The sequence below is a fragment of the Rhizobium sp. YS-1r genome (genome assembly GCF_000757525.1).
GTDB lineage: Bacteria > Pseudomonadota > Alphaproteobacteria > Rhizobiales > Rhizobiaceae > Neorhizobium > Neorhizobium petrolearium.
Genome location: NZ_JPYQ01000019.1, coordinates 18154 through 30648, shown reverse-complemented (window position 1 = coordinate 30648; position 12495 = coordinate 18154). Strand labels below are relative to the sequence as shown.

Genomic DNA, 12495 nt, shown 5'->3' with positions numbered 1-12495 from the left:
TCAGAAGAAGCCGGCGGAAGACTACCCCGCCGCCTCACGTCAAAACAGGACCTCCGGCTAAAAGATTTCCATGACAGAATGATGATGCCGGCTGTTCAATGGTTCGTTTTACCGATGAGCCGGGAGCGCAGGGCATTCGAAATATTGTCGAACAGGAAGACGACGATCAGGATCAGCACCACCATATAGGCGACGTTCTCCCAGTCGGAATTGGTGCGCATCGCCTCCCAGAGCTTGAGGCCGATGCCGCCGGCTCCGACCGCGCCGATGACGGTGGCGGACCGGATATTGGACTCCCAGAAATAGAGCGCCTGCGACATGAAGACCGGCATGACCTGCGGCACGACGCCGAAGCGCTGCACGGCGGACGGCGGCGCCCCGACGGAGCGCACGCCCTCGCGTTGCTTGTCGTCGATATTCTCCAGCGCTTCCGAATAGAGTTTGCCGAACGTGCCGGTATCGGTGAAGAAGATCGCCGAGATGCCGGCAAGCGGCCCGGGACCGAAGGCGCGGGTAAAGAACAGCGCCCAGATCAGCATGTCCACCGAGCGCAGGAAGTCGAAGAAGCGCTTGGTGATCTGGTTCACCGGCCGGTTGCGCAGGATGTTACGGGCGGCGATGAACGACAGCGGAAAGGCGAGCATCGTGGCGAACAGCGTGCCGATGAAAGCCATGACGACCGTCTGCAAAAGCTTGGTCCACACGTCCAGGTGCTGCCAGGACGGATTGTAGAGGATGTCGTTCCAGGCGAGCGACAGGTTGCTGCGCGACGGATCGAGCCGTTCGCCGGAGATGACGAGGCCCGCCACCTCGCCGGCGGATTTCCCGAAGAAGACGGAATTGGTGTCGAAGAAGAAGTTCTCCCAGCCGAGGAACCGCTTGCGCACGCGCACCCGCTCCGCGGATATTTCCGCCCAGCCGGAGAAGCCGAAATAGGCGACCACGCGAGCGCCCGGAGACCGTTGCTCGGCCCATTCGGGCAGGGGGCCGTCCGCGCGCACCTCGCCGGACGTGCGGTCGAGAATGAAGGTGACGGTTTCCGTGCCGCGTGTGAGAACGACCTCGTCCGGTTTCACGTCGATCGTGCGCGATGTCCCCAGTGTGACGAACGCATGCGTCACGATCTCTTCCTTGCGTGTCTGGCTGGCGGTCGCTGCTTGCGGGGCGGCCTGCCCCGGCTTCTGTGCCTGCGCCATGAAGCTGAAGCTGGATGAGGGGGCCGCGGACTGGGTGGAGGGTGCCGCCGGAGCCTCGATCGTGCGGGTTACCGTTTCGCGCGTGGCCTCGAGCCAGTCAGGGTTCGGATTGGGGCCAATCGGGTCGAAACGGGGATAGCTGATCCGCATGGCGCCGTCCGCGTCGATCTCGATATCCGGGCGGATTTCGTAGGAAATCCAATCGGCCAGATAGCTGCCGGCAATCCCCCAGTTGGCATCGTTGATGACCTTGCCGACCGCGAAGAACCACCAGGAGAAAACCAGATAGACGGCAAACGAGAACACGATGATGGGAATGTGAAACCGTTGCCACAGGGTGCGCCTGAATATCTCGGGGTGGCGCTTCGCCAGCATTTCCATCTCGGCGGTATTGAGAAGAGTCATGGTGGCACCCGGTCAGATCACGTGGAAGGCCTGCTCGCCGACCAGTCTGCGGCGGAGCCAGGCGGAAAACTGGTCGACGGCGATGATCGTCAGAAGCAGCAGGAGGATGATCGCGAGCGTCTTCGCCTCGTGACCGCGTCCGATCGACAGGCGGAGTTGTTCGCCGATGCCGCCGCCGCCGACGGCGCCGATGATGGTCGAGGCCCGGACGTTGATCTCCAGGCGCAGCAGGAAGTAGCTCATGAAATTCGGCATGACCTGCGGCACCATGCCGAACCAGGCCCGCTCCACCCAGTTCGCGCCCACGGCCTTCAGGCCTTCCTCCGGCTTCATGTCGGCGTTTTCGATCACTTCGAAGAACAGCTTGCCAAGCGCACCGATGGTGTGGATCGCAACAGCGATCACCGCCGGCAGCGGCCCGAGAGACAGGATCGCCAGGAAGAAGCCGGCGAGCACCACTTCCGGGAAGGCGCGCAGGATTTCCATGAACCGGCGTGCCGTACCGCGTATCCAGACATTGGTGGTCATGTTGCGGGCGGCGAGAAATGACAGGAGAAATCCGAAAACCAGCCCGATCAGCGTGGCCAGAAGCGCGATGTTGAGCGTTTCCGCCATCTTGTAGAAATATTCGGGTATGTAGATGCTGCCGGTCACATATTGGCGGCCCTCCACATAGTCGTATTTCATGCTGCCGTCGTAATAGGGCGATGGAAGGTCGAATAGCGCCCGCCAGATTTCCATCCCGTCCCGCGGTACGAGCTCGCCGACGAAGTCGAAGAAATGCGGCAGCCGGTCGAAGAACTTGCCGGCATTGGTCTCGTTGGCGAACCACAGCGAGCCTGAAACCGTGATCAGCAGGATGACTGCGGTCAGCACGGTATAGAGGCGGCGCTGGCCCGCAAGCTGCTGCCAGTGGCGCTCGACCATCAGCCCGTTGTCGGTCAATCGCGGCTGCGATACGGAAGTCGGCATATGCTTTCCCTGATCCCGGCAGGCAAGATAAGGCCGTCGAGCGGATATCCGTTCGACGGCCGCTTCATCGGGCTTTATCAGCCGCCGATCGTTGCCTTGCGGGCGTCGACGATAGGCTTGTAGAAGTCGGCATTCACTTCGGCGAAGCCGGTAAAGTCACCGCCCTGAACGGCGGAGAAGCAGGCCGGATCGGCCTTCGGCAAATCCATCATGAACTGCTTGAACTTGGCCTTCATGTCGGTGTTCATCGACGTGCGGACGACGACCGGGCCGTTCGGGATGAGCGGCGATTTCCAGAGCTCGACGAGGTCGTCCATGTTGAGGATGCCCTTGTCGACCATCTTGCGCAGGTTGCCGGACGAATAGCCGTCCTTGAATTCGCCGACGCCCGAGCCCCAGGTCGTGCCGGCAGCAAACGTGCCCTTGACGACTTCGAGAACGAGGTTCTCGTGACCGCCGCCAAAGCCGGTTTCGCTGAAATATTCCTTGACCGGTGCGCCGATGGCTTCCGGAAGGGTAACGGTCGGGATGAGGAAGCCGGACGTGGAGTCCGGATCGGCAAAGCCGAGCTTCTTGCCCTTCATGTCGGAGAGCTTGGTCATGCCCGAATCCTTGCGGGCGACCATGATGGAGTAGTAGCCCATCGATCCATCGGTCTGGACCGTGGTCAGGATCGGCTCGACGGCGGCCGGATTGGCGAGGTAGACCTTCGCATAGGCGGAGGCGCCAAGCTCGGCATAATCGAGCGTGCCGCCGAGCAGGCCCTGAACGACGCCGTCATAGTCTGCGGCCGGGAAGAGCGAGACCTTTTCGACGCCCAGAGCGGCCGGCAGCTTGTCGACCATGCACTGGAAATTGCGCAGGCGGTCGGCTTCATTCTCGCCGCCGAGAATGCCGATGCGGAATTCCTTGAGGTCTTCGGCCGCAGCGGAACCGGCCAGCGCAGCCAATGCTACGGCTGCAAGAAGAGCTTTCTTCAACATGAGTTCATCTCCTGGTTTTCCGGGGTTACCGGAAGCTTGGTTCAGAAAGGGTGCCCTTGACGCGGGCAGACGATCCTGGTGCGGCTCAGGCCCTGGCGGTCGCCAGTGCCTCGATGCCGGCAGATAGCGGCTTGCCGGCGGGGCTTGCTGCGCCGGAAATGTCGATGCTGGTGGATGTCATGGTTTCATCGATGCCGGCACCGTCCCTGTCGGAGCCGTAGATTTCGCGCACTGCCGCCGCCGTCAGCTCCTGCGGCGGACCGTCGAAAACGACATGGCCCGCTGCCATGCCGATGATGCGTTCGCAATAGTTTCGCGCCGTATCGAGCGTATGCAGGTTGGTGATGACGGTAATGCCTTCGCGCTCGTTGATGTCGCGAAGCGCATCCATCACGATCTTGGCGTTGAGCGGATCGAGCGATGCGATCGGCTCGTCGGCGAGCACCATTTTGGGATCCTGCATGAGTGCACGGGCGATCGCGACCCGCTGCTGCTGCCCGCCCGACAGAGTTCCGGCCCGTTGCAGCGCCGTCTGTTCGATGCCGAGACGTTCCAGGGCGGCGATCGCCATGAGCCGCTCTTCCCGGCTGAAGATGTTAAGAAGGCTCGTCACCGTCGAACGGTGATTCAGCCGGCCGAGCAGCACATTGGTGAGCACATCCAGGCGCGGCACCAGATTGAACTGCTGGAAGATCATCGCGCAGTCACGCTGCCAGTTGCGGAGCGCCGCACCCTTGAGCGAGGACACCTCGATCCCGCCAAAATGGATGGAGCCGGAGCTTGGGTCCTGAAGGCGGTTGATCATGCGCAGGAGGGTGGATTTGCCGGCACCGGAGCGGCCGATGATGCCGACCATCTGGCCCTGGGGAATTTCCACGCTCACGGCATTGACCGCGATACGATCGCCAAAACGGCGGGTGACCTTCCTCAGTTCGAACTTCATGCTCTCTTGCCCGTCCAACCCTGTTATACAGTTTCGATTAGCGGCGGTTCATGAAGCCTGAATGTCGGTTTTATGTCGGTATTGTTACAATCTCCCGCTGTTTGTAACGGTTGTGTTACGCTGCATGGCGGGACAGGAATTCTTCCGCTGAAAGTGCACGGAAATCCTCAAGGGCGGCTCTCAATTTCAGGTGGTCCCAATCCCACCAGGCGAGCCTGTCCATTGCCTCGCCGACCGCTTTTGTAAAGCGCTCGCGAATGAGTTTAGCCGGCACGCCGCCGACGATCGTGTAGGGCGCGACATCCTTCGAGACGACCGCACCGGCGCCGATCACCGCGCCGTTGCCGACGGTGACGCCGGGCAGGACGGTTGCGCCATGGCCGATCCAGACGTCATGCCCGATCACGACGCGATGGTCGCGCCGCCATTCAAAGAAGCTTTGTTCGTTTTCCGCGTCGTCCCAGTAATTTGCAGCGCGGTAGGTGAAGTGATGCAGCGTCGCCCGCCAGGTGGGGTGATTGGTGGCGTTGATGCGCACGGAAGCGGCCATGTTGACGAATTTGCCGATCGTCGCGCACCAGATCGACCCGTCCTGCATGATGTAGGAATAGTCGCCGATCTCGGCCTCGTCGATGCGGCAGCGCTCGGAGACCTCCGTATAGCGGCCTAGCGTGGAATTGCTGATGCGGGCGCTTTGATGGATAGCCGGCTCAAGACCAAGCTTCTTGCTCATGCTGCGACTGCCTTTCGGGGAGAGAATTGCGTGACGTCGAGAATGCGGTCTGCCACCGCCTCGCGCACTTCCTCGTCGTGGAAGATGCCGAGAAGGGCCACGCCTTCCCGCTTCTTCCCGGCGATCATCTCGACCACGACCTGCCGGTTGACGGCATCGAGCGAGGCGGTCGGCTCGTCGAGGAGCAGGATGCGGTGGCTGGTGATGAAACCGCGCGCGATGTTGACGCGCTGCTGTTCGCCACCGGAGAACGTGGCGGGCGGCAGCGACCAGAGCTCCTGCGGCAGGTTGAGCTTGGCGAGCAGTTCCGCGGCTTTCCCCCGGGCTTCGGCTGCCGCAACGCCGCGCGCGACGAGCGGTTCGGCGACGACATCGATCGCCGCCACGCGCGGCACGGTGCGCAGGAACTGGCTGACATAGCCCATCGTATGCCGGCGGACATCGAGAACTGTGCGTGGATCGGCACGGGCGATATCGATGAGCCGGTCCTTGTGGTCCACGAGGATCTGTCCGGAATCGACGGCATAGTTGCCGTAGAGCATCTTCAGGATCGAGCTCTTGCCGATGCCCGAGGGACCTCCGAGCACGACGCATTCTCCGCTTGCGACGGAAAAGCTCACGTCGTTGACGACCGGCAGCTTGATGCCGTCGCGCAGGTGCATGGTGAAGCTCTTGAAGACTTCCGAAACGACGAGGGGAGTTGCCATTGGTCTTCTCCTCAGACCTGAAGAATGGAAGAGACGAGCAGCTGCGTATAGGGCTCGCGCGGGTCGTCGAGCACCCGGTCGGTCAGCCCATGCTCGATCACGTGGCCGTCCTTCATCACCATCATCCGGTGCGACAGCAGGCGCGCGACCGCAAGGTCATGGGTGACAACGATCGCCGACAGGCCAAGGTCGTTCACGAGGCCGCGCACCAGGTCGAGCAGGCGGGCCTGCACGGAAACATCAAGCCCTCCGGTCGGCTCGTCCATGAAGACGAGGCGGGGATGGGTGACGAGATTGCGGGCGGTCTTCAGGCGCTGGCGCATGCCGCCGGAAAAAGCGCGCGGCTGGTCGTCGATGCGGTCGGTCGAAATTTCGACGCGGGCGAGCCAGTCGCTCGCCGTCTCGCGGATCTTGCCGTAATGCCGGTCGCCGACCGCCATCAGCCGCTCGCCGACATTGGCACCGGCGGAGACCGTCATGCGCAGCCCGTCGGCCGGGTTCTGGTGCACGAAGCCCCAATCCGTGCGCATCAGGAAGCGGCGCTCCGCCTCGCCCATGTGGTAGAGGTCGCGGAAATTGCCGTCGCGCATGCGGTATTCGACGCTGCCGGTCGTCGGGATCAGCCGGGTCGAAAGGCAATTCAGGAGCGTCGTCTTGCCCGAGCCGGATTCTCCGACGATGGCGAGCACTTCGCCCGGCCAGAGCTCGAAGGAAACATCCTTGCAGCCGATGCGGCTGCCATAGAATTTCGAAACGCCGCTGACTTTGAGGAGGGGGGTATCGGTCATGGCGTATTGTCCTTGAATGCCGATGCGCAAAATTCACCCCCCTCTGTCCTGCCGGACATCTCCCCCTCAGGGGGGGAGATCGACAAGCGGGGAAGCCTTAGTCTCAAATGAGGTCGGGCTTTCTGGCAAACGATGTTTTCGAGAGCTGTCGAGCGAGTGCGCCTATCCGATCTCCCCCCTTGAGGGGGAGATGTCCGGCAGGACAGAGGGGGGTAAATCACCCATCCGGTCATTCTGCTGCCTCTTTGTTGGGCGCCAGCATCGCGCCGGCATGGCCGTGTTCGCGGCGTTCCTCGCAATGGTCGGTGTCGGAGCAGACGAACATGCGGCCGCCCTTGTCGTCGAGCACCACCTCGTCGAGATAGACGCCCTCGGCGCCGCAGAGCGCACAGGGCTGTTCGAATTTCTGGATCTCGAACGGATAGTCTTCGAAATCAAGGCTCACTACGTCGGTATAGGGCGGCACGGCATAAATGCGCTTCTCGCGGCCGGCGCCGAAAAGCTGCAACGCTTCCGACAGATGCATTTTCGGATTGTCGAATTTCGGCGTTGGCGACGGGTCCATGACGTAGCGCCCGGCGACCTTCACCGGATAGGCATAGGTCTTCGAGATGCGGCCGTTATGCGCGATGTCCTCGTAGAGCTTCACATGCATGAGCCCGTATTCTTCCAGCGCGTGCATCTTGCGCGTCTCGGTCTCGCGCGGTTCGAGGAAGCGCAGCGGCTCCGGGATCGGCACCTGATAGACGAGGATCTGGCCTTCGGCGAGCTTCTGCTCGGGAATGCGGTGGCGCGTCTGGATGATCGTCGCATCCTTGGTATGCGTGGTGACGGCGACGTTCGCGACCTTCTGGAAGAAGGCGCGGATCGAAACCGCGTTGGTCGTGTCGTCGGCGCCCTGGTCGATCACCTTCAAGACGTCGTCGGGGCCGATGATCGAGGCGGTCACCTGCACGCCGCCGGTACCCCAGCCATACGGCATCGGCATTTCGCGGGAGGCGAAGGGCACCTGATACCCGGGGATGGCGATCGCCTTCAGGATCGCGCGGCGGATCATCCGCTTCGTCTGCTCGTCGAGATAGGCGAAGTTATAGGTGGCGAGGTCGGTCACTCGGCAGCCTCCTGCAGGTCCTTGCCGCTGTTGCGGGCGGCTTCGATATCGGCGCGCATCTTGCGCACCAGAGCGAGTTCCGCCTGGAAGTCGACGTAGTGCGGAAGCTTCAGGTGTTCGACAAAGCCGGTGGCCTGCACGTTGTCCGAATGGGAGATGACGAATTCCTCGTCCTGGGCCGGCGCGGTTATGTCTTCGCCAAGCTCCTCGGCACGCAACGCGCGGTCGACCAGCGACATCGACATCGCCTTGCGTTCGCTCTGGCCGAAGACCAGGCCGTAGCCGCGGGTGAACTGCGGCGGCGCCTTGGAGGAGCCCTTGAACTGGTTGACCATCTGGCATTCGGTGACGCGGATGCGCCCGAGCGAGACGGCAAAGCCGAGTTCCGCGACCTCCATTTCCACCTCCACTTCGCCGATGCGGATTTCGCCGACGAACGGGTGGTTCCGGCCGTAGCCGCGCTGGGTGGAATAGCCGAGGGCGAGCAGAAAACCCTCGTCGCCGCGGGCAAGCGCCTGCAGGCGCAGGTCCCGGCTCATCGGAAATTCCATCGGTTCCCGCGTCAGGTCACCGGCCTGATGATCCGCGGGAAACTCACCGTCCGGCTCGATCAGGCCTTCATGGGCAAGGATGTCGGAAACCCGCATGATGCGTTCATCCGAAGCATCCTTCCGCTTCGGCTCATCGACCGGCTCGTCGGCGAGCAGCGAGGGGTCGAGCAGGCGGTGCGTGTAATCGAAGGTAGGCCCGAGAACCTGGCCGCCCGGCAGATCCTTGTAGGTCGCCGAGATGCGTCGCTCGACTTTCATGGTTGCGGTATCGAGAGGAACAGAAGCGCCGAAACGAGGCAGTGTCGTGCGATAGGCACGCAGGAGGAAGATCGCCTCGATCAGGTCACCGCGTGACTGCCGGACGGCAAGGGCTGCGAGCGCCCGATCATAGAGCGAAGCTTCTGCCATCACCCGGTCGACGGCAAGCCCGAGTTGCTCGATGATCTGACCGATGGTGACGGAAGGAAGGGAGCGGTCGCCCCGGCGCCGGTCGGCCAGCAACTCGTGAGCGTTATTGATGGCGGCCTCGCCACCCTTGACGGCAACATACATGGTTTCACTCTCCTGCCCATCGTCCGGCATCCCCGCTAGATGCCGGAAAGGGTTGGTCACTCTGCCTCAGGGGCTGAAAAATCAGACACCCGTTCACTGGACTGCGATCTTGGTCGTTCGCGGCAGGCACAACAGGGTCTTGCCGGCCGTCAGGATGACGTCGATGCCGCGCGGGAAGAGCGCCCGGTTCTCGGCCCACAGTCTCGGAAAAACGTCGGGAAGTCCTCTGACCCTGGCGGTCGTGGCGTCCTGGATGCCGGGGCCGGTCAGTGTAAGCTGCTGGCCCTCGTCGAGAGCTGCGACCTCGATCATCAGCGTCGTGGAACGGTCCGGATATTCCTGAGTGCCGGCGGCAAACAGGCCGAAGGAGGCGAGCGTTGCGCCAGCCTCGACGAACGCGAACCGGGCCTCCGCTTTCTCGCGGGTAACCGGCGCGCCAGTGTGGAACACCATCCATTCGCCGACGGAGGATCTTGCTAGGCCGGCGCTCAGCCAGACCGGCGTCTCGTGGTCGCAGAGGGTCAGCGCGATTGCGCCTGCCGCTCCTCCCAGAGGTTCAGGCTGGCCGACATCGGAGCTCACGGTGCGGATCATCCCCGGCCGCGCCATGCCGTCCATCAGCAGGCGGAACATGCTCTGGGATTCGAATACCGGTTCACCGAACCCGCCGGAAAACGCTTGCGGCTTGATGCTCATCAATCCTCCCCCCGTACCATTGTGAAGAAATCGACCCGGGTTGCTGCGGTCTCCTCCGCCTTTTGCCGGTCCTCCGCGGCAATGCGTGTCTCTATGGGGGCAAGCAAAGCGGCCTCCACGAAAGCGCGCGTCTCCGCTTCCTGCCAGAGCGCGTCGAACACGGCGGCAAGCCGCGCCTTTTCCTTATCGGTCCCGAGCGCTTGCGCGTGGCCCGCCGTGCCGGATGCGAGCAGCACCGTTGCGCGGGTCACCGTCGCCTCGCCGAGGTTGAAGGGGGCGCCGCCGCCGCCGATGCGCCCGCGCACCATGACGAGCCCGGTCTCCGGCCCTCGCACGGGCTTCACATCCGGTTTTGTCGGAAGCTCCTCCCAGGCGGTGTTCAGTTCGACCGTCTTTGCGCGCGCGAGGAGGTTGGCCGCGCGGCGGCGTCCGGCCATTTCTTCACTCGCCTCGATTTGTTTTGCTAGGTCCATTGCCAAGCCCTCAAATGTCTATTAATATAGACAACCATACAAATCATATTATTCATAACTCTCGGATATAACAAGCGTGTGACATGGATGTGGGACAGATAAACGTCCAACGGCAGAATGGCGTGGCGCTCTGGCGGCAGATCGCCGATCGCATCCGGGCTTCGATCGCCAACGGTGAATACGACGCGACCGGCATGGTGCCGCCCGAGATGGTGCTGGCCGCCCAGTTCGGCGTGAACCGCCATACGGTGAGGAGCGCGCTTGCGGCGCTGGCCCAGGAGGGCATCGTCCGTGCCATGCAGGGACGCGGCACGCTGATCGAGCGCAAGGAGCGTTTGAATTTCCCGATCTCCCAGCGTACCCGTTTCACGGAGGGGATCGGCGATCAGGCGCGGAAAAAAGAAGGCTTGCTGCTGAGTTCGGCGGAGGAGCCGGCATCGGCCGCTCTTGCCGCAAGCCTGCGCATTGCCGAAGGTGCTCCGGTCATCCGGCTGGAAACGCTGAGAAAGGCCGACCGGCGACCGGTCTCGCGCTCGACCAACTGGTTCCCGGCCGGCCGTTTCGCCGGAATGAAGGAGGCTTATGAGGCCAGTGGTTCGATCACTGCGGCCTTTCAGGCACTCGGCCTTTCCGATTACTGGCGCTTTTCGACCGAGATCACCGCAACCCATGCGGATGGGGCAGACCTTGCCGACCTGCAGCTGTCGCCGGGAGCCATCATCCTCGTCGCCCGGGCGTTGAACGTCGATCCGGACGGGGTGCCCGTGCAGTATGCCGTCAGCCGTTTTCCGGCGGATATGGTCCAGTTCACGATCGCGAATTGAAAACGCCGGCCCCTGTACGAAACAAAGGCCGGCATCCAGAATAGAAGAAGCGGCGCTCGATGTCAGTGCGCGCCGGACATGTCGCCGAGAACCTCTTTGGAGGCGACTGTCGAATCCGCGTTGAGCTTGTAGACCATCGGTACGCCGGTCGCGAGGTTGAGCTTCAGGATCTCTTCCTTGCTGAGCCGATCGAGCACCATTACCAGCGCACGCAGGGAATTGCCGTGTGCGGCGACGAGAACCGTCTCTCCTCGCAGTACGCGCGGCAGGATCTCCGTCATGTAGTAGGGCCAGACGCGGGCGCCGGTGTCCCGCAGGCTCTCGCCGCCCGGCGGCGGCACGTCATAGGAACGGCGCCAGACATGCACCTGTTCCTCGCCCCATTTGGCGCGGGCGTCATCCTTGTTGAGGCCGGAAAGATCGCCGTAGTCGCGTTCGTTGAGCGCCTGGTCGCGGATCGTTTCGAGGTCAGGCTGGCCGACCTTTTCAAGCACGATGCGGCAGGTTTCCTGGGCGCGCTTCAGCGCTGACGTGAAGGCGATATCGAACTTGATGCCAGTGTCGGCGAGCGCCTGCCCGCCCGTCTCGGCTTCCTGGATGCCGAGCGGGGTGAGATCGACGTCACGCCAGCCGGTGAACAGGTTTTTGAGATTCCAGTCGCTCTGGCCGTGACGGACAAGGACGAGGGTGCCGCTCATGAAAAGAAATCCTCCGGAAAGTTCAGCGGGAAAGCCCGAGCACGTCGAGCATGGAATAAAAGCCGGGCTTCTTGTCGCGCGCCCAGAGCGCCGCCGCAACCGCGCCGCGCGCGAAGATGGAGCGGTCGCGCGCGCTGTGCGACAGCGTGACGAGTTCGCCTTCGCCGGCAAGGATGATGGAATGGTCGCCGACGACCGAACCACCGCGAAGCGTCGCAAAGCCGATCGTGCCGACAGGGCGTGGGCCCGTATGGCCATCGCGGACCCTGACAGACTGGCTTGCCAGATCGATCCCGCGCCCCTTGGCCGCCGCTTCGCCGAGCAGCAGCGCCGTCCCGGACGGTGCATCGACCTTGTGCTTGTGATGCATTTCCATAACCTCGATATCCCATCCCGTTGCGGGAAGGGCTCTCGCCGCCTGTTCGGTAAGCACGCCAAGCAGGTTGACCCCGAGGCTCATATTGCCGGACTTGACGACGCGCGCATGACGGGCGGCGGCCTTGAATTTCTCCTCGTCCTCTACCGAGCAGCCGGTCGTGCCGATGATATGGACGATACGGGCCTGGGCGGCGAGGCCGGCGAATGTGGCGCTTGTTGCCGGGGTGGTGAAATCGAGCACGCCTTCGGCATCGAGAAAGGCCTGCAGCGGATCGGTGCTGACGGGCACGCCGAGCGGGCCGACACCCGCGATCTCGCCCGCGTCCTTGCCGATGAATGCCGACCCCTCGCGTCCCACCGCCGCATGCAGCATCACGCCCTCGGTTTCATGGATAACCCGAATCAGGGCTTGGCCCATCCGGCCCGCCGCGCCGACCACCACCAGTCTCATGTCATTTGCGGCCATGTGCGACGTAGTCCCTAGT

At 63.0% G+C, this 12495-nt stretch carries 14 protein-coding genes; 1 reads left to right on the top strand and 13 read right to left on the bottom strand.

What is annotated here, in order from left to right; translation table 11 throughout:
* Positions 1-95: 95 nt before the first annotated feature.
* From phnE (JL39_RS14180) to phnG, 11 genes are all read right to left on the bottom strand, one after another.
* Positions 96-1601, bottom strand: a complete 1506-nt coding sequence (gene phnE / locus JL39_RS14180; RefSeq protein WP_037151549.1) for a phosphonate ABC transporter, permease protein PhnE — start codon at positions 1599-1601, stop codon at positions 96-98.
* 12 nt (positions 1602-1613) lie between these two features.
* Positions 1614-2573 carry a phosphonate ABC transporter, permease protein PhnE gene (gene phnE / locus JL39_RS14175; RefSeq protein ID WP_037151546.1) on the bottom strand — a complete coding sequence of 320 codons (960 nt, stop codon included), beginning with the start codon at positions 2571-2573 and terminating at the stop codon, positions 1614-1616.
* Between the two features lie 77 nt (positions 2574-2650).
* Positions 2651-3556: a phosphonate ABC transporter substrate-binding protein gene (phnD, locus tag JL39_RS14170; protein WP_037151543.1), complete on the bottom strand. Its 906-nt coding sequence runs from the start codon at positions 3554-3556 to the stop codon at positions 2651-2653.
* Between the two features lie 85 nt (positions 3557-3641).
* The gene (gene phnC, locus JL39_RS14165; RefSeq protein WP_037151541.1) at positions 3642-4499 is read right to left on the bottom strand and encodes a phosphonate ABC transporter ATP-binding protein; all 858 of its coding nucleotides are present in this window, start codon (positions 4497-4499) and stop codon (positions 3642-3644) included.
* Between the two features lie 115 nt (positions 4500-4614).
* Entirely contained in the window at positions 4615-5232 is a 618-nt protein-coding gene (locus JL39_RS14160) for a DapH/DapD/GlmU-related protein (protein WP_037151538.1), read from the bottom strand.
* Complete coding sequence (gene phnL / locus JL39_RS14155; RefSeq protein WP_037151535.1) at positions 5229-5939, bottom strand: phosphonate C-P lyase system protein PhnL; 711 nt, start codon at positions 5937-5939, stop codon at positions 5229-5231. The genes JL39_RS14160 and phnL overlap by 4 nt, the downstream gene beginning before the upstream one ends.
* An 11-nt stretch (positions 5940-5950) precedes the next feature.
* Complete coding sequence (phnK, locus tag JL39_RS14150) at positions 5951-6727, bottom strand: phosphonate C-P lyase system protein PhnK (RefSeq protein WP_037151533.1); 777 nt, start codon at positions 6725-6727, stop codon at positions 5951-5953.
* 229 nt (positions 6728-6956) lie between these two features.
* Positions 6957-7838: an alpha-D-ribose 1-methylphosphonate 5-phosphate C-P-lyase PhnJ gene (locus tag JL39_RS14145; protein ID WP_037151530.1), complete on the bottom strand. Its 882-nt coding sequence runs from the start codon at positions 7836-7838 to the stop codon at positions 6957-6959.
* On the bottom strand, positions 7835-8941 hold the full coding sequence (locus JL39_RS14140) for a carbon-phosphorus lyase complex subunit PhnI (RefSeq protein ID WP_037151527.1): 1107 nt from the start codon (positions 8939-8941) through the stop codon (positions 7835-7837). Before JL39_RS14140 ends, JL39_RS14145 begins: the two co-directional genes overlap by 4 nt.
* Positions 8942-9034: 93 nt before the next feature.
* Complete coding sequence (phnH, locus tag JL39_RS14135; protein ID WP_037151524.1) at positions 9035-9637, bottom strand: phosphonate C-P lyase system protein PhnH; 603 nt, start codon at positions 9635-9637, stop codon at positions 9035-9037.
* Complete coding sequence (gene phnG / locus JL39_RS14130) at positions 9637-10110, bottom strand: phosphonate C-P lyase system protein PhnG (protein ID WP_037151521.1); 474 nt, start codon at positions 10108-10110, stop codon at positions 9637-9639. Before phnG ends, phnH begins: the two co-directional genes overlap by 1 nt.
* Before the next feature lie 83 nt (positions 10111-10193).
* Between phnG and phnF the strand changes: the two genes are divergently transcribed.
* Positions 10194-10934 carry a phosphonate metabolism transcriptional regulator PhnF gene (gene phnF / locus JL39_RS14125; protein ID WP_037151518.1) on the top strand — a complete coding sequence of 247 codons (741 nt, stop codon included), beginning with the start codon at positions 10194-10196 and terminating at the stop codon, positions 10932-10934.
* Positions 10935-10996: 62 nt separating this feature from the next.
* Here the strand turns inward: phnF and JL39_RS14120 are convergent, their stop codons facing one another.
* Both JL39_RS14120 and dapB read right to left on the bottom strand, forming a co-directional pair.
* On the bottom strand, positions 10997-11632 hold the full coding sequence (locus JL39_RS14120) for a 2,3-bisphosphoglycerate-dependent phosphoglycerate mutase (protein WP_037151516.1): 636 nt from the start codon (positions 11630-11632) through the stop codon (positions 10997-10999).
* A gap of 22 nt (positions 11633-11654) precedes the next feature.
* The gene (gene dapB / locus JL39_RS14115) at positions 11655-12476 is read right to left on the bottom strand and encodes a 4-hydroxy-tetrahydrodipicolinate reductase (protein ID WP_037151514.1); all 822 of its coding nucleotides are present in this window, start codon (positions 12474-12476) and stop codon (positions 11655-11657) included.
* Positions 12477-12495: the final 19 nt, after the last annotated feature.